This is a genomic window from Parafrankia sp. FMc2, from assembly GCF_041008525.1.
Classification (GTDB): Bacteria; Actinomycetota; Actinomycetes; order Frankiales; family Frankiaceae; genus Parafrankia.
Genome location: NZ_JBFLUG010000077.1, coordinates 1 through 18,173 on the forward strand (window position 1 = coordinate 1; position 18,173 = coordinate 18,173).

An 18,173-nucleotide genomic window follows, 5' to 3' on the forward strand; every position below is an offset into this window, starting at 1 on the left:
AGGACGCCTGCCGGGCACTGGGTGCGGGCACCGAACCCCGCCACGTCGAGGGCCTGCGCGCGAAACTGAAACGGCTGGTCGACCGCGGCGTCCTCACCGAACCCGAACCCGGCCTGTTTATCCTGCCTCGCCCGACTCCACCCACCCCAGAGATCAACCCAAACTGACACCCGACAAACCCGTACAGAACACCCTCTCAGGACCCACCCGGCCGGTGCGGATGACGCACATCCGCCCCATCAGCTCGGCGCGGGAGGGGGCCGCCCCGCGCCCCCGCAGCCTGCGCAGCGGGAAGAGCAACAGACGGACCAGGAGCCAGACGCCCACCAGCGCCAGCGCGACCGCCACAACGGCCAGCGCCACGCGGAAGGACGCGCCCAGCTCGGCGCGATCGAACAGTGCCGCACCGGGCGGATCGGAGGAGGAATGCACAGCGATCAGCAGTGACGTCGATCCGCATTCACGCCGACCACCTCACGGTTCCGGACGAGGCCAGGCGTCGCGGACCAGGAAAACCCCGCCATCTGGCGACAACCAGGTTCCGACGTGACCGAGGATGCCATGACACAGAGCTCCGATCAGAAACACCGGCGGTGGTAACCGCCGCCCCGACTTCCCATGCATTGGAACACGCCGGGCCCGGGGCCCCTCCCCGCTATCGCCTTCCTGACGGAGTTATTCCGAATCCGGCCAACCGCCGCGGCAGGTCCGACGAGATCGCCGATTCGGATTCCCCCCGTCACCTTGCTCGCAGGCCCGAAACGGGCCGTTCAGGCCACCGTCTCCGGCATGACTGATCGCCCCTGTCGCTCATGACCTGGGGGGTGTTGTCACCGGAGACGGCGGACGGACGTGACCGCTGATAGAGACCTGGCGTGGGTGATGCCTGCTCGTAACGTGGCTGCCGGCGCGCTGTCCATGGTCGGCCTGGACCCCGCCACAGAAGGTGATCCACTTGGAGGAGACCGACAACCCGACCGAGCCCTACACCGTGTTCTGCGGGCTCGACGTCGGCAAGGAAACCCACCACGCGACCGCACTGAACCCGGCTGGCAAGAAGATCCACGACCGGCCGCTCCCCAACGACGAGCCCGCCCTGCGGCAGGTCTTCACCCAGCTCACCGAGGCTGGACGAGTACTGGTGATCGTCGACCAACCCGCGAGCATCGGAGCCCTATCGATCGCGGTCGCCCGCCAGATGGGCCTGGACGTCGCCTACCTGCCAGGGCTCGCGATGCGCCGCCTGGCGGACCTGCACCCCGGCGAGTCCAAGACCGACGCCCGCGACGCCTACGTCATCGCCGACGCCGCCAGAACCCTGCCCCACACCCTGCGCCGTGTCGGGACCGACGACGAAACCCTGGCCGCACTGACCGTGCTGGTCGGCTACGACAGCGATCTCGCCGCCGAAGCCATCCGGCTCACCAACCGGTTGCGTGACGCCCTGCTGCACATCCACCCGGCTGCGGAACGCCTGCTGGGCAAGCACATCCACCGACCGGGCGTCCTCGAACTGCTCGCCGACGCCCCCACCCCGACCGCCTGGCGGCAGCTCGGCGAGACCGGCATCGCCGAGACAATGCGTCCGCGCTCGCCCCGGCTCGCAAAGCGTCTGCCCGCCCAGCTGGTCCGCGTCCTCGACGAGCAGACCGTGGTCGTGCCCGGCACCACCGCGTTCGGCCGGGTCATCGCCGGCGTCGCCCGCAAACTCCTCGGTGTGCTCGACGAACGCGCCGACCTTGCCCAGGACGTCGAAGCCGCCCTGGAGGCGCACCCTCTTGCCGAGGTCCTGATCTCGATGCCCGGCGTCGGGATCAGGACCGCCGCCAGCCTGCTCACGATCATCGGGGACGTGTCCGCGTTCCCGACCGCCGCGCACCTCGCCGCCTACGCCGGCCTGGCCCCGGTCACCCGCCGTTCCGGCAGCTCGATCCGTGGCGAGGTCCGTTCCCAGCGCGGCAACCACGCGCTGAAGTCAACGCTGTTCTTGTCGGCGTTCGCCAGTCTCGGCGACCCGACCAGCCGGGCCTACTACGACCGCAAACGCACCGAGGGCAAGCGGCACAACGCCGCCCTGATCTGCCTCGCCCGCCGCCGCGTCGACGTCATCTACGCCATGATCCGCGACCGCAAGCACTACCAGCCGCCCGCTACCCACCCCGCGCCCGAACCGGCCCGCGCCGCTTGACAAAGCCATAGAGACACCCCCCCGAGGCACCCGGCATGGCGTGAAGTCCGTGAACTGCAAGACCGGTTTCCCGCACGCCCTGAAGACTTCGGAAGGCCTCCGTCCGCCCCAGCCGGCGGCCATCGACAGAAGGCCCTGGCCGCCTGCACGTCGCCGAGTGTCCGCCGAGCGACCTCGCTGAAGTCGTCGCCGTCAGCCGTGTCGCTCCAGCGCTCACAGGCGATCGCCGGGGCGAGCGCAGCCGGGCCCAATGCCCCCAATGCCCCCGATGGCGTGCGCGCGACCGGCGGCGCCGACGCGTGCCCGGACGCCACATCCACGGCAAGATTGTGATCACGCCGTGATCCCGCCTGCCCCAGGCAGCTGCGCCAGCCCCATCCGGCGCGAGGCGCGCATCGCAGCGGCACGCTCGAACATTTGTTTGATGCGAATCGGCGCTTTCGACGCCAAAAGTCCCTCGCCGAGCTTCGAACGACCTCATCCGACCTAAACAGAGGCAAACATCAGTCTACTGACTTATCCTCATCTGTGTCACCAGGTGAGGAGATCGCCTACATGCGTGCCCACGAATCACCGTCGATGCTCCCCGACACTGCTGTTTCGACCGTCGGTGCAGAGAGGCCGCGGCCCCGCGCCACCGCGGCGCTCCCGGGCGCCAGAGCAGCGAGGGGCATCCGCTCGCTGCCGGAGCCGTCCGCCCTCGGTCAGGCCGTGCTGCTCGGCATGGAGATCGCCGGAGTCGAGCGGCAGATCCAGCATCTGAACGACACCCAGCACCAGCTGAACCGTCATCGCCAGCGGTGGGAAGCCGGTGGCCGGGCCGAGCAGAACGTGACCCGGGCGCTGATAGCTATGGAGGATGCCGGGTGGCATGTGCTGCCGGACAGGCAGTGGCCGGGCACCCGCAAGGCCAACATCGACGTGATCCTGGTGGGGCCCGGCGGGGTCTTCGTCGTGGACGTGAAGAACTGGCGGGAGGCCTCCGTCGAGCGCGGCCGGTTGTGGCGCGGCGACGCCGATGCGGACGACGACATCCGCAAGCTTGTGGATCAGGCCGCCGCGGTGGCGGAGGTGCTGGCGGATGCGGGCCTGCCACCGACCGAGGTGGTGGCACTGCTCGTCCTGGCCGGGCGCAGGAACATCCGGGAACCGATCGACGCGGTGACCGTGCTCGGGGAGCACGACCTCGCCAGGGAGCTGGCGCGCCGGGGCGCTCGCCTGACCCCTGACCTCGTCGAACGGCTACTGGACGAACTGGAGCGTGGATGCCCTCCGATGCCCCGCGCCGCGCACCAGGTAGTGCTGACCTCCCGGCCGGCGGGACGCCCGCTGGCACGCCGGGAAGATCCGCCCCCCACCGGCGGGCGGACGTCCGCCCCAGGGCCGTCGGTCCGGCCCGACCTCCCGGAGGCCGGCGAACCGGGTGAAGGTCCGTTGACCGGTCAGGGCTCGTTGCTGGGTCGCGGCGAACTGTGGCAGGAGCTGCTCGACGCCGCCGCCCGTGAACCGATCGAGACGTGGATGACCTGGCTGCACCCGGCGCAGGCGCGCTTTGCCGGCCGGAAGTGGTCTGGTCCGGCACGTGTCCGGGGCGCGGCGGGCACCGGCAAGACGGTCGTCGCGCTGCATCGCGCCAAGTTCCTGGCCACCCGCGGAGACCGGGTGCTGTTCACGTCGAAGGTGCGCACGCTTGGTCCGGTCTACCGCGCTCTGCTGACCCGGATGGCGCCCGATCATGTCGAGCGCATCGAGTTCATCAACGTCCACGCCGTCGCCGCCCGCTGTCTTCGCGATCACGACCTGGCGGGCCGGCACCTGCAGGACGTCGCCGACACCTGCTTCTCACGGGCCTGGGCGCAGGTGGGACAGCACTCGGTCCTGCCCGGCCTCGGACTCGGTCTCGGCCCCCAGTACTGGCAGGACGAGATCGCGATCGTCATCAAGGGCCGGGGCCTCACCTCCTACTCGCAGTACGCCGGGCTGGCGCGAGTGGGGCGCAGTACGCCGCTGCAACCGGCCCACCGACGCGCGGTCTGGGATCTCTACGAGCGGTACGAGCAGCTGCGGACGGAACGCGGTGTCCTCGACCGCGACGACGTTCTGCTTCTTGCTCGTGACCTGGTCCGCGAAAGTTCCGAGACCCGCTACGACGCGGTGATCGTCGACGAGGTGCAGGACCTGACGTGTGTCGGCCTCCAACTGCTGCACGCCTTCGTCGGAGACAAGCCCGACGGCCTGCTTGTCGTCGGCGACGGTCAGCAGTCCATCTACCCGGGCGGATTCACTCTCGCCGAGGCAGGTGTCCCCGTCGTGGGACGTTCCACGGTGTTGACGCGAAACTACCGCAACCGGGCGGAGATCCTGCGCCACGCCCAGACAGTGATCGCCGACGACAGCTTCGACGATCTCGACGGCACCCCGGAACGCGGACGGCGCGACGTCGACATCGAGCGCCCCGGAGGTGAGATAACGGAAGTCACCGTGCCAGACACCGCCGCACAGGACACGGCACTGTGCAGGCATCTCACGGAGCTGCATGCCGACAGAGATATCCGGTATGGCGACATGGCCGTGCTCGTGTCGACGAACGAGGCGGAGTTCCACTGGCTGCGGGTGCTCGCTGGGCACGGAATTCCGGCAATATCGCTGATGGACTACGACGGAACCAACGGTGAAGGCGTCAAGGTCGGAACGTACCACCGCGCCAAGGCCCTCGACTTCGCCCATGTCTGCCTACCCGACCGTAATCTCTTCCCCGGCCCCCGGCGGCCTTCCGAGGCCGCCGACGCGTTCCATGAACGCACCCGGCTGGAACGCCGGCAACTCTACGTGGCGATCACGCGGGCACGCGACACCGTGTGGGCAGGGATTCGACAGCTCCCCGACCCCCCGGACCCGACTCGGTGAACCCGGCCGGCGCGGCGAGCCTCCCGCTCCCCACACGCCCGGTGCGACGTTCCGCTGGACCTGGCGCCCGGCACGGGATCGAATGGCCTGACAGAGAGCCGCGCACGCGGACAGACGTGGGCGGACGCGGCGGAAGGAACCGACGCCATGACCACACCTCCTCCCACCAGCCCCAGCCCCAGCACCGCACCCGCACCCGTGGACGCCCTTCCGGCAGCCGGGTCCATGAAGCCGGCGGCCACCACCGGCCGGGGGCGGGTCCACGCCGAGCAGGCGAACAAGCGGGTCCGGGCGCTGCTCGGCGGCCATGTCGTCGTGGACACGATCCGCCCCGTACTGCTCTGGGAAGGCCCGCACTACCCCGTCTACTACCTGCCCGCCGAGGACGTCCGCGCGACCCTCGAACCGAACGGGAAGACCACGCGCTCGCCCAGCCGGGGTGACGCCGTCCGTCACGACGTGGTCATCGCCGGCCGGACGGCCCCGGACGCCGCGGGCACCTATCCCGACTCCCCCATCCCGCAGCTGCGCGGCCTCGTCCGGCTCGACTGGGACGCGATGGACGTGTGGCTGGAGGAGGACGAGATCATCTACGGGCACGCGCGGAACCCGTACCACCGCATCGACGCCCTCTCCAGCTCCCGACACGTGCGCGTGGAGATCGACGGCGTGACGGTCGCCGACTCCGTCCGCCCGGTCGCGCTGTTCGAGTCCGGCATCCGCCCGCGCTACTACCTGCCGCTGACCGACGTGCGGACAGAACTGCTGGTGCCTTCCGACTCCGCGACCCACTGCCCCTACAAGGGCACCGCCGGCTACTTCTCCGTCCAGGTCAACGACAAGATCCACGAGGACGTCGTCTGGCTCTACCGCACCCCGCTGCCCGAGAGCATCCGCATCGCCGGCCTGGTCTGCTTCTACGACGAGAAGGTCGACGTCTTCGTCGACGGGACACACACCTGACGAGAGGTCCGCTCTCGTTTCACGGACAGCGATCGTGGCCGAGCGAGTGCCTCCGGCGCGAACGTCCCGCTCGTCGGTTCAGTGGAGGCGCGCGGCGCGGAGGGTGCGACGGCATTCCTGATCCGCGGCGCGTGTCGTCTCGGGCAGCCGGAAGCGCGGCGTGAGGGCGAGGACGTGATCGCAGGCCTGGTCGAGGCCGATCCGGTGGCCGACGGAGACGTAGACCTCCCTGACACCGTCACGGGTGCGGAGCGCACGGCCGACCACGTCGCCGTCGAGGAGAAGCGGCGAGCCGCTGCCCCGGGCGGGCGCGGGCGGCTCCGCGATGCCGACGAACGAGGTCTTGGCCACCCCGAAGGTCGGCCGGCCGGTCAGGACGCCGACATGGCAGGCCAGGCCGAACCTGCGCGGATGGGCCAGACCGTACCCGTCGCACACCACCAGATCCGGGCAGACCTCGGCGGGTAGCTGGTTCCAGGCTGCCAGCAGGGTCGGCAGCTCCCGAAAGGCCAGCAGCCCCGGCAGGTAGGGGAAGGTAGCCCGCCCGACAGCTGTCGCCGACGCCACGATGTGGTGTGAGCTGGCGTCGAGTACGACGACGGCACCGGCAACGAGATCGGAATCGGTGTCGTAGGCGACGTCCACCCCGGCCACTGTGGTCACGCTGGCCGGGCCGGTGGAGGTGAGGTCGAGCCGCGTGCGCAGCAGTTCCTGCATGCGTTCCGCCTCCGCCACCGTCGTCGGCCACCGCGGTTGCGTGATGGGCGGACGTGCATCCGGCCTGATGTTCATCGCCTCACGCCTCGGGTCACGCCTCGGGGCGGAGCATGCGGGTGCGGCGGGCGACAGCCATGTTCGGGGTCTGGACATAGGCGTTGCCGACCGGGAGCTGCTCGAGTTCCTCGGAGAGGTCCTTGCTGGTGCGGGTGCGCAGGAATCCGGCTGCCTTGCGGGACTGGGGATAGTTGATCCGGTAGATGATTTTGGTGCCGGCGTTGGCGAGGACGTCGGGGTGGAAGTCGTCGAGGCCCTGGCTGGCGACGATGACCGCGACGCCGAACTTGCGGCCTTCCTTCATCAGCCGGGGCAGGGTCGCATCCCTGGCGAGCCGGTGTGCCTCGTCGAGGACGATCGCGAGCCGCAGTTCCCCGGTCTGGCCCCAGGTGAACATGTCCTTGTAGATCTTGCGGAGCAGGAACGCGCCGGCGGCGACCTGCGCCTGTTCCACTTCGGCGAAGCCGTGCAGGTCGACCACCAGGCCGTCCCGGATCAGATCCTGGGCCGTCTCCCCGGTGTTGTCGGTGAACAGGCCGTATTCGAGCAGGGGGCGGCAGCGGGCGAGAACGTTCGCCACACCACGTTCCTTCTCCAGGGCCACGATGGCGTCACGCACCTCGTCAAGGGTCGGGATGCCCTGCGACGGCGTGAGCTGGCCGTGACCGTGCGCTTCATAACGGCTGATCAGAGCCTGGTAGACGACGTCGCGTTGGATGTCGCCCAGTCCGCAGACGTAGGCGAAGATCTCCGAGATGGACAGCGCGTTCATCTTGTACGCGTGTCGTCCGCCGGTTTCGGTCAGCTCGAACGGTGAGAAGGGCAACCCGGCCGCTGCGTCCTGCACCCGCAGTGACTGAGGGCGGCGTGGGTCGGAGCTGAACTGGCCGTGGAAATCGATGACCAGCGCGGGCAGGCCACCCTCGGCGGCGCCCTGCAGCAGCCGGATCGTCGTCTCGGACTTCCCCTGCCCGGGAATCCCGAGGATGAACAGGTGGGGGCTGCCGATCGTGGCAGCTTCCCAGACCACGTCCTCCTCCGGAGGCAGTGTTCGTCCGACCGGCACCCGGACGACTTCCGGTGCGCCCGAAGGCGCGCGGCGCACGGACACTCCACCGGTATCCGGGGTGAGCGTCGGGCTGGACGTCTCACCGGCGACCGGCGACGCGCCGGAAACCTCAGGGGATTCAGGAAGCTCAAGGGGCTCAGGAAGCCCAGCAGGTTCAGGAAGCTTGGCTGCGGGCGGCTGGCCCGCGGGTTGACGTGGTATGTCACGCCGACGCCTGACCACGGTGGCAGCCGTGCCGTCCGTGTCCGGGGCAGGGATGCCGGCGGTCAGGGCAGGGATGCCGGCGGTCAGGGCAGGGATGCCGGCGGTCGGGGCAGGGATGTCGGCGGCGGGGGTCTCGACCCCGAGGGTCGCGGCGGTCAGCGTGTGGATGCGTGTCTCGCCCATGGTGAACTCGTCCACGCCGTCGCCCTGTTGAACGAGGATGTAACCGCTCTGCTGGTAGGAGACCGACGGATCGGCGATGTCGAGCCGGTCGATGCCTTCCTGCATCCGGCCGAAGGTGACCGCGTTGGTGACCAGTCCGCGCCGCGCCGCGCGCCGCAGGTAGTACCGCAGCAGGGTGGCGAGCCGGGTCCGTTGCAGCGGCTGGTCGATGCGCGCCGGATCGGCGAAGAACAGCCGTCGGACGACGTCGATGCTCGCCCTGACCTGGGCGTCGATACCGCGGGCGAGGTCTTCGCTGTCGAGCATCCCGCGCGATTTCACCTCGACGGCCTCGATGTGCAGCCGACGCCCCGGGAAGCGCACCAGCAGCAGATCGCAGCGTCGCGCTTTCTCGCCGTAGGAGCCGCCGCGGTGGGCGCGCGGCCCGAACAGGTCGAGGTGCGCATCGATCGGGATGACGATCGTGTCGGCGAGCTCGCCGCGGCGGCGCAGGTGGGAGACGACGGCGGCGAGCGCGACCGCCTCCTTGGCGCGTTTGTCGTTGCCGGTCGCGGCGAGGATCAGCCGGCCGGAGACGAGGAGCAGCTCGTCGACGACCGAGGACACCGACTCACCGGGCCGGTCGAAACCGAGTTCGGTCATCGCCTGCAGGAACATCTTCTCGACGTCGGCCCGGTGCGCCGTGGTGATGGCCAGCTGGTGGCCGAGGCCGTCGAGGAACTCGGGCGCGTAGTCGAGGATGTAGCGCCGCCCGTCGAAGGCGCGCCGCGACGGGTCGTCGAAAAGATCCAGGCCGAGGAAACGGTCCAGGACGACGACCCAGTCGCACCGGTCATGCGCGAGGTCGAGCACCCGCCGGGTGTCGCCGTCGACCTGGACCCGGATCCGCGCCGTCCGCACAGCCCGGTCATCCCTCGTCAGGTCGGCCGGGTCAGCGCTGTGCGCCGCGCGGTCACCGGTCGTCGTCTCGTCCCCGTCGGCAGTGAACAGGCTTGAGACGGTTTCGGCGAAGCGGCGGTGCAGGTCGGTGACGGGTGTCGAGTCCGCGCCGCGCGCCGTGGGGAACTCGATTCCCACGTCCCAGGCGAGCTCGGCGGGGTCGCGCCGGGTGACCAGCTGGGTGATGAGTCCGCGGAAGGAGACGCTGCCCCCGCTGGATTCGGCGACGCTCATGTGCAGTTGGGGACGGCTGACATCGGCGAGCACCGCCAGATGGGCGTCTCGGGCCGCTTCGATCGCATCCAGGGGGGCTGCGGAGATTTCCAACGCCGGGTCGAGAAAGCCGCGGTCGAGGAGGCCGCGGCCCGGCCGGGTGTGGGTGCGGTTGTCGGCGATGTCGCGCTGCAGCTGGCGCAGGCCGGGCAGCGGGTTCGTCTCCGAGGCACCTTCGCCGAACACCTCGATCCAGATGTGTGGCGCGGTGACAGCTTCGTCCTCGCCAAGCTCTCGCACGGTGCCGGTGCCGGTGCCGGCAGTGTCGCCGACGTCGGCCGGGTCGCCGGTGTCGGCGGTGACGACGCGCAGGGCCTCGCCGAGGAACTCGCCGCTGCCCGGGTTGGTCGCCAGGATCCGCAGTCGCTCGGGGCTGCGGTGGGTGTTCCGGTAGAGCCGGATGCGGTCGGCGAGCCGGGCGGGTGGTACCTCGCCGATGCTGGCGTCGGCGCTCGGCAGGCCGAGCACGGTCACCGTCTCGCTGACGGCCGTCGCCGGGTCGGCCTCGTCGACGGGCAGGTACAGCCCGTAGAGCAGCCGCAGGTTCTGCGCGAACACGTAGGGCGCGCCGTCCGCGCCGGCGAGCAGGAACGGCAGCCGGGCGGGCGACAGCGTGGCGAGCAGGTCGAGGTCGGCGTCGTCGCGGCGGTCCTTCGCCGCCAGGGTCCGCAGTTTCGTGCGCCACTGCTCCAGCTCGGCGTGGTAGCCGAGGTACCAGGCGACTCGCAGTGGATGCGTGGGCAGCATGATCAGCGCATCCACCGGGTGCCGCCGCCCGAGGCGGATGCGCAGCCGGAGGGTGTCGATCGAGGTGAGTACCCGCAGGTCGGTGGTGCCGGAGTCGCGGCGCAGGATTCGTCCGTAGGCGGCGGTGTACTTCGCCCCCAGCGCGGCCAGCTCGTCGGAGATGGTGGCGACTTCGAGCAGGCCGCGGCCGGGCTGGGCCCGGACCGCTTCGAAGAAGTCGCGGCGGGCGCCGAGGAACGCCCGGCCCGCGCCCGCCGGCCAGTCGGGGCCGGCCGCGGTGGCTTTCGCTGCGGCGAACAGCTGGCCGGCACCCACGTCGGCTTCGTAGCGGCCGACGGTGTCCGGCTCGGCGAGCACGCGCGCGGACAGATCGCGCAGTGGTGCGCTGACGCCGATCCGGGTGAGCTGCGTCTTGCCGCCCCTGCCGAAACGCAGCTGCAGGTATGCCAGGTCCGCGGTCTGCCAGCCTTCGGACGTCTCGATGTCGGTGTCCGCGCCGGCCTGTTCGGCACGGAGCCGCGCCACCGGTAGGGAGACGGCGGTGTCACGCCGGGTGGCGGTGCTTTCCGGCGGCGGCGCGTCGTCGAGTGCGAACTCTTTGCTGGTGGCCTGGGCGAGGTTGCCGTCGCGGAGCCGCAGCACCTGGTTGTTGCGGTCCAGGGCGCTGACGCGGACGGTCACCAACGCCGGTACTCGTTCGGCGCCTTCGGTGTCGACGTTCACTGTCAGTCGATGGCTGTGCTTGCTGCCGGCGACCTTCGCCGCGGGCAGGGTGACGTCGAAGTCGGTTTCGGCGCCGTAGAACTCCTCCGACGGGATGATCTCCACCTGCCAGCGGGCCACGTCTTTCGGTTTGACGGGCTCCGTCGTCCAGGTGATCTTCACGAAACCGCCGCGGGCCGAGCAGGTGGGGGCCCCGCCGTCCGCGCCGGCACGCAGGCCGGTGCTCGCCGCGATGATCCCTTCGGCGTTGGCGAACGGCTCGACCTGCAGGGCCGTCAGGTCGCTGTCGGTGGGGAGGTCCAGCGGCCAGCGGTTGAAGGCCAGGTCCGCGTTGTCGTCGGCGGCCAGGTCGCGCAGCCACGCACGTTCGGACAGGCGCGGCAACGCGACGAGGTACCGCTCGATCTCGCGGTAGCGCTCAGCGTCCTGGCGCAGCGGGCAGTCCGTGAGCCGGGTGCGTGCGTCCGTCTGCGAGCGGGCCGGTTTGACGAGCTCTTTGACGCACTGGGCGTTCGCGGGGAGCCGGGAGACGAACGACGCGCCGCCCTGGTCCGGGATCAGGCCGAACAGGTACAGGTGCGTTCCGGCGACGTGCTTCGCGGCGGCGAGGCCACCCGCGACCGGGTCGGCCGCGGTGGCGCCGACGGCGAGCAGGTACTCGGCGCGGGCCTGGCGTGAGCGCGGGAACGCAGTGCCGCGGGCCGTCGCCTGGACTTCGGCGAACAGGTCGCGCAGGGGCCGGTCGAGCTGCTGCAACGCGTCCCGGACGATTTTCGCGAACAGCTCCTCGATGTCGATCGACTCGAACGAGTTGTCCAGGCTGCTGGCTGCCGGGCTGTCGGTGCCCGCGGGCACGAGCAGCAGAAGCGCGGTCGATTTGCGGTTACGGAGTTCGATCGCTCGTTCGGGAGAGACCACGGCGTCGGCGGCACTGGCGTCGGCGCCGAGGACGGCGACCACACAGCCGCCGGCTGTCGCGGTCTCGGCAGTCCCCACGGTTTCGGCGGTCTCGGCGGTCTCGGCGAGCGCCGCGAGCGCCGCGTCGCGTACCGCGTGGCAGTCGGCGACCCGCAGGTGATCGAGCCGTAGGCAGCGGCCGGGAGGCGCGTCCCGCAGGAAGTCGCTCACCACCCGGTGGGCGACCCGGGTGGCCAGCAGGGGGCTGAGGTCGGTCATCGCCGTGCTCCGGCAAGAGGGTTGATGACGTACTGGGCGTTGAAGTCGTCGGCGAGGTCGGCGAAGAAGCCCATCTGATGCAGCCGGCCGGTGAAGGCGGCCAGGTTCTGGCTCGCGACGGCCCGGGAGGACGCGTCGTCGCGTGCGGCGGGTGGGCGGTGGATCAGCAGGCCCCAGCGGTGTTCGAGGGTGTCGAGCAGGTCGGCCAGGCGCATCCGGGGTGCCGGCGCGCCCGTCTCCCGGTCCATCAGGGTGGTCAGCAGCATGGTGGTGAGCAGTTCGTCGGTCATCGCGTACCGCCACGCCCGCCGGCCGTGCAGGTTTCCGCGCAGCAGCCCGGCCTGTTTGCGCAGGCCGCCGGTGTTCCACAGCCAGCTTCCGGCGCTGGTCACGGCTTTCGACGCCTGGGACTGCCGGATCGCCGCGAGCAGGAGGTCCAGCTGTGACCCACCGGGCGCGAGGCTCGCCAGCTCCGCCCTGGCCTCGTCCTCGGACATCCGCAGCTCGGCGCGGGTCGTGTCGATGATCCGTTCGAGGTCCAGGCCGGCGCGCCACTCGACGTACTCCAGGTCACGGATTCCGACCAGGGCGACAAGCCAGTCCGGGCCACGCCGGCCCTCCACGTACGGGCGGAGCTTCTGCTCGCTGCTCGCATACCGGTCGAGGGTCTTGAGCAGGATCATGTTCTCGAAGTAGGCGGGCAGCCGTTCGAGGTCCCGGGCGACGCACTCGCCGGCCAGCCGGTCGGAGTCGCCGCCGGTCTGGCGGGTGAAGTCGACGTAGATCTCGGTGCGGGCGGGACGCAGATCGCGGCTGAGGTCGGCCGGCAGCGGCCGGGCCGCACCGTTCCCCCCGTTCCCCCTGTTTCCGCCGTTCCCGCCGGCCCCTCCGTTCCCGCCGCGGCACAGCTCACCGACCACACTGAACAACCGCAGTGTCATGGTGAACAGGCCGATGTTGAGCAGCGCGGCCAGGTGACGCGCCAGCGCGATCGTGGGCAGCCGGTTGCGGTAGACGGTCAGGAAGTCGAGCAGCAGGTCGCCGAGGGAGATCATCAACCCGGGCATGACCGGGCTCCAGTCCAGTTCGGTGCGGCGGGTCAGCACCTTGCCGGGTTGGAAGCCCTCCAGGTAGTAGAGGCTGAGCAGCACGTTCGCGTCGAGGTCGTCGGCCTTCCCGTCGAAGGCCGGGACGAACTGCGCATCGATGGCGACGCCGCGGCCGAACGCCTCCCGGAACAGCCGTTGCAGCGTCCGCTCCGGGTCGGTGGCGCCACGGCGAAGCAGCGCCTCCTTCAGCAGGCGATAGACGACCAGGTGCACCTTGCGGTGCCGGGTGCCTTCGACCGGCAGGCCGGCGCGGTAGGCGCCGATGTGGATCGGTTGGACGGCGGCCAGCTGGACGTCCCGGTGGCTTCGGCCGATGTGACCGAGTCGGACCACGCTGCTGTCGACCCACTGTTTCAGCACCGCTCGGCCGTGCTCGTCGTCGAAGCCGTGCAGGTTCGGATGGGCGGCGAGCGCCTCGATGTATCGATCCGGATCCGCCGGGTCGGCGTTCGACCGGGCCAGCCGGCGGCCCTTCGTCTCCACCATTTCGAACAGCACCGGCAGGAACCGGTCGACGTCGAAGTCGTTCAGCTCGACGCCGGTCAGCTTGTCGAACTGGTAGGAGCGCAGCTCCTTGGGGATACGCAGTGTCATCGGACGTCCCGCAGCAGCTCGATGGTCGTTCCGGTCACTTTGATGACGTTCCGCCGGCCGTCAGGCTCGATGATGATCACCTGGCTGGCGGGTTGGAGGGTGAGGCCGGCGCGGAACAGGCCCAGCTCCTCCAGCAGCGGTGCGACTTCGGGGTTCGTCGGCAGGAAGCCGGCGTTCGCGCGCATCAGCAGTTCGAACAGGTCGACGTCGACCGGCAGGCTCACCTGCCCGGAACGATGACGGAGCATGACGATGTCGGCCGCCGTCTCGACGAACCGGTCGTCGACATCCGCCACGACTACGTCGAACTCGTCGGTGGGCAGGACTTTGACGACCGCGCCGCCGTCTTCGGCGGGCTCGCCTACCGAGACCGCGACCCCGTCACCGTCGTAGCCGACCGGTCCGATGCAGCGCGACAGGCCGCGCAGCAGCTTCACCACCACCGCGACCCGGCGCTCCGTGGGGGTCGGCTTGGAGAGCAGGGCGCGGAACTCGTCGAGGTGTTGATACGGGCCGAGGTGGTCGACGGCGGCGAGCTCCGCGTCGGTCGCGCTGAAGTAGCGCAGCCGCTTGGCTCGGGCCACGTCCGCCGGGGAACGTGTGCCCGGTGCCAGCCACCGCTCCACCCGCGGTGCCGGCACCTGCGCCGGGTCCAGGCTGCGCCACTCGTCGAGCAGCCGGTCGTGCCCGGCGCGGGCGTCGAACGCGGCCGCGCTGAAATGCCGCTCCGGGCGGGCCGGGGTGCCGAATCCGTCACCGAACTCGGCGTGGACGTCGGCGCACCCCAGGTCGACGGTCACCAGGTAGGCGAGCGCCGAACGCAGGTCACGGATGGTGGGGCGGCGGCCGCGGCGCAGGTGCGAGGTGAGTACCAGCCGGTGCAGCCGCTCCTGGACCCGCCCGTCACGCAGCCCGCGGGCGTTGGCCGCGATGGGGCAGCGGTACTCGGCCGCACAGCCGCCGCACGCCGCCCACAGCTCGTCGGTCAGCAGCGCGTCGAGCATGCGCACCGTCAGCGAGCCCGCGGCCAGGCCCACCGACGCCATCGACCGTCCCTTGAGATCGATCCGCAGCACACCCGCGGCGTCCCCGGTTCCCCCGGCATCATCGGGGCCGGCATCACCTCCACCACCGAGCAGCTGGGCGATCTCGGGGTAGCGGGGGGCCTCACGGTCGAAGAAGTCGAGCAGGCGGCCGTCGTTCGCCGCCAGCAGCGCGGTGTAGCGACCGGCTCTCGCCTGATCGTTGAGCGGGTCGAGCGCACGACGCAGCAGCTGGTCGGCGGAGATGCCCTCATGCGATTCGCTGGCGTCGTAGACCGAGGCGAACTCGTGCCCGTCGAGCGTCATCCGCCAGCCGGCCGCGTCGCTTTCCAGGACGTGCGCGCCGCGGCGCCGCAGCTCGACGCCGAGCCGTTCCAGGAAGGCCGTCTTCCCGTCGCCCGGGTTGCCGCTGAAGACGACCAGCCGGGGCCGATGGCCGATGATCCGCGGCATCAGCTTGTCGTCGAGGCGGGTCGGGATGTAGGTCTGGTCGGCGAACTCCGAGTCCAGGCCCCGGTTACCCCGGTTACCGAGTCTGCTGTTGCGGAACAGCTGGCGGATCTCGTCCACGGCGGGGTTGACGACCAGCTCACGCTGCGCCTGGTCCGCGGGTGTCCCCACCCGTGTCACCCGCACCGTCGCTGCCGGCGCCGGCGTCGGCATTGGCGTTGGCGTCGGCGTCGGCGTCGGCATTGGCTTCGGCGCGGGGGGCGAGGCCTGCGGGGTGCCCGACCCGGAGAAGGTCAGCCGTACGGCCGCCGTGCTCCGCGCCGGCGACGTCGGCTCGGCCGGCGGCCCCGCAAGGTCCGACTGCTGGGACGCCGGCTGCTGGGATGAGGCCGGCAGCTCCGACGGGGACGGCAGCTCCGACGGGGGCGGTGGGGACGGCGGCTCGCACGCGGCCTCGACGGCGTCGCGGAACGCGGCCGCGGACGGGAACCTGGTCGCCGGGTCCGGGTGGCTGGCGCGGGCCAGCACGTCCAGGAACATGGTGCCGGCGGTGCCCGCCGCCGCGATCTCCTCCGGTGACGGGGCGACGAGGAGGTACTTGTTGCGCTGCGGTCCGTCGACCGCGTAGGGCAGGCGGCCGACGAGCGCCTCGAAGACCAGCACCGCCAGCGAGTACAGGTCCGCCGCCGGCGACCAGGCGCCGTCCGCCGCGATCTCCGGCGCCTGGTAGGGCAGCGTGCCGACCAGGCTGTGCGCCTCACCCTCCGCGCGGGAGGCCACCCCGAAGTCGATCAGTGTCGCCCGGTCGTCCGCGTCGACGATGATGTTGTTCGGGGAGAGGTCGCGGTGCAGCACGTCACGGTGGTGGGCGTACGCGAGCGCGTCGAGGATGTCGGCGAGGATCCGGCGGGCGGCGCCGAGACTGCCGCGCAGCCGGGGCGCGAGCTGGGCGACGGTGCGGCCCTCGACGTACTCGGCGATCAGCGCCGGGCCGGGCGGTTCGAGCAGGTAGTCGTGCACCCGGACGATCCGGTCGTGCTTGAGCTTGTGCAGCAGGACGAACTCGCCGCGCAGATTGTCCACCAGCTCGGCCGACTTCATGATCTTGAGCGTGTGGTGGACGTCGAACGCCCGGTCGAGCATGAGCCAGGTGGTGGCGGTGGCACCGTCGCCGAGCTGGCGCACCAGCTCGTACTTTCCGATCTTCACGCCTGGTGCGGGGCGCACCAGGCGCTTGCGCTCCTCGGCCAGATGAGCGGCCAGCAGGTCCGCCACCTCGCGGGCCGACGGGCGGTCCTGCGGCATCGCGGCGAAGCACTCGTTCAGCACCGCGCGGACCTTGTCCGGCAGGGACGGCGGCGCCTGCGGCTCGCGCGGCGGGTCGGACTGGCGCAGCTCCCACCAGCCGAGCAGGCACAGCGCCAGCGAGTAGACGTCCGACGGGTGGATGGCCAGGTGCGCGGTGCGCCGGCATTCCGGGGCCCGGAACGGCCCGCCGTCGTGGTCGACGTCGTCCGCGTCGATCACCGTGCGGGCATCCGCGATCTTCGCGATCAGGAAGTCGGTGAACACCACCCGGTTGGTCTCCGGGGTCACCAGGATCCGGCTCGGGTTCAGCGCCCGGTGGGTGATGCCCGCCGCGTGGATGTCGGCGAGCCCGGCGAACGCGTCCGCGGCGATGGTGGCGAAGGTGGCAGCCGACGGCTGCCGCCCGGCCCGGATCAGATAACGCAGCGTCTTCTGGCTCGGGCCCGGCGGACGCATCGGAGCGACCCACATCTGGTCGTCGTGGACGCCGAAGTACGGGTCGACGGGGAAGACCCGATGCAGGTGGGCGAGGCGCCGCATCGCCTCGTACTCGCGCAGGATCAGCTCGTCGCCCGCCCTGAGCTCGGCCTCGGTGAGGCCCTGGCGCTCGTAGGTGAGCAGCACCCGCACCGAGCCGTCCGGATGTCTGCCGACGTAGCGGCGGCCCCGCGGTGTCGGCTCGATGTCGCCGACGATCTCGTAGGCGCCGAGCATCTTCGGCCTCTCCGGCCGCGGCCGCAGACCGGTGACGACGGACAGGACCGCCTCGCGGAACGGGGCCAGGTCGAAGTGCGCCGCGACCGAACGGTCGATCTCGCGCAGGCGCTTCTCGCAGCCGTCGAGCCGCACGACCTGGCTCGGCGCCCGCGGATCCTCGATCTGGAAGGTGACCTCGGGTGAGGACATCACGACCAGCGAGTGGACGAGGTGCAGCTGCTTCTGGCCGGGCGGTGCGGCGCTCCTGAGCGCGGCGGTGAGCTGCCGGTCGTAGCGGGTGAGGTTGCCGGCGAGGATCCGGGCGACGCCGACGGCCTGGTTGATCGGGTTGCCCCGCTCCTCCATCGTTCTGCGCTCGTACCAGCGCTCCTCGGTGCCGATCAGGTCGACCCGCCAGGACTTCTCCTCGATGACGGTGACACTGCTCGGCCCGACCACGATGAAGTCGGAGTCACGGGTGCCCGAGCCGGCGACGAGCTGGCGTCCGCAGACGACAGTCCACCGTTCGTCCAGATGATCGCGCAGGTAGACGGCGGTCTTCTCCTCGCCCGGCCCGCTCCACGGACCATGGACGACGATCTTCGCTCCCATCACGCCCGCCCCTCACTCCGCCCGACGCCACATGCCGCGGCCTCGGGGCAGGCACGGGGGTGACGCGGTGCCCCTCGTCGTGGGATGCGGCCTGCCGTGGCGACGCAGGGCGTTGCCGCCCGAACCGTCTCCCCCACCATCGGCACTCCCGCACGCGCTGCCGCGTACGCCCACTTTTGGGCACCCTATGCCACCTTCCATACAGAGCGCGACGA

8 protein-coding genes are annotated in these 18,173 nt (G+C 70.8%); 3 read left to right on the forward strand and 5 right to left on the reverse strand.

What is annotated here, in order from left to right:
* Positions 1 to 153: 153 nt before the first annotated feature.
* The gene (locus AB1460_RS23215) at positions 154 to 432 is read right to left on the reverse strand and encodes a hypothetical protein (RefSeq protein WP_368964072.1); all 279 of its coding nucleotides are present in this window, start codon (positions 430 to 432) and stop codon (positions 154 to 156) included.
* Between the two features lie 523 nt (positions 433 to 955).
* Here AB1460_RS23215 and AB1460_RS23220 point away from each other — a divergent pair.
* The 3 genes from AB1460_RS23220 (at position 956) to AB1460_RS23230 (ending at position 6,058) form a co-directional block, all read left to right on the forward strand.
* On the forward strand, positions 956 to 2,188 hold the full coding sequence (locus AB1460_RS23220) for an IS110 family transposase (RefSeq protein WP_368964074.1): 1,233 nt from the start codon (positions 956 to 958) through the stop codon (positions 2,186 to 2,188).
* A gap of 555 nt (positions 2,189 to 2,743) precedes the next feature.
* Positions 2,744 to 5,095: a nuclease-related domain-containing DEAD/DEAH box helicase gene (locus AB1460_RS23225; protein ID WP_368964076.1), complete on the forward strand. Its 2,352-nt coding sequence runs from the start codon at positions 2,744 to 2,746 to the stop codon at positions 5,093 to 5,095.
* Between the two features lie 147 nt (positions 5,096 to 5,242).
* The gene (locus AB1460_RS23230) at positions 5,243 to 6,058 is read left to right on the forward strand and encodes a DUF427 domain-containing protein (RefSeq protein WP_368964078.1); all 816 of its coding nucleotides are present in this window, start codon (positions 5,243 to 5,245) and stop codon (positions 6,056 to 6,058) included.
* A 78-nt stretch (positions 6,059 to 6,136) separates the two neighbouring features.
* Here the strand turns inward: AB1460_RS23230 and AB1460_RS23235 are convergent, their stop codons facing one another.
* The 4 genes from AB1460_RS23235 to AB1460_RS23250 all read right to left on the reverse strand — a co-directional run bounded on the left by AB1460_RS23235 (position 6,137) and on the right by AB1460_RS23250 (position 17,958).
* Entirely contained in the window at positions 6,137 to 6,775 is a 639-nt protein-coding gene (locus AB1460_RS23235; RefSeq protein WP_368964079.1) for an endonuclease V, read from the reverse strand.
* Positions 6,776 to 6,866: 91 nt separating this feature from the next.
* Complete coding sequence (locus AB1460_RS23240; RefSeq protein WP_368964080.1) at positions 6,867 to 12,146, reverse strand: ATP-binding protein; 5,280 nt, start codon at positions 12,144 to 12,146, stop codon at positions 6,867 to 6,869.
* Positions 12,143 to 13,849, reverse strand: a complete 1,707-nt coding sequence (gene mads7, locus AB1460_RS23245) for a methylation-associated defense system protein MAD7 (protein WP_368964082.1) — start codon at positions 13,847 to 13,849, stop codon at positions 12,143 to 12,145. The genes AB1460_RS23240 and mads7 overlap by 4 nt, the downstream gene beginning before the upstream one ends.
* Complete coding sequence (locus tag AB1460_RS23250; protein WP_368964083.1) at positions 13,846 to 17,958, reverse strand: protein kinase domain-containing protein; 4,113 nt, start codon at positions 17,956 to 17,958, stop codon at positions 13,846 to 13,848. The genes mads7 and AB1460_RS23250 overlap by 4 nt, the downstream gene beginning before the upstream one ends.
* Positions 17,959 to 18,173: the final 215 nt, after the last annotated feature.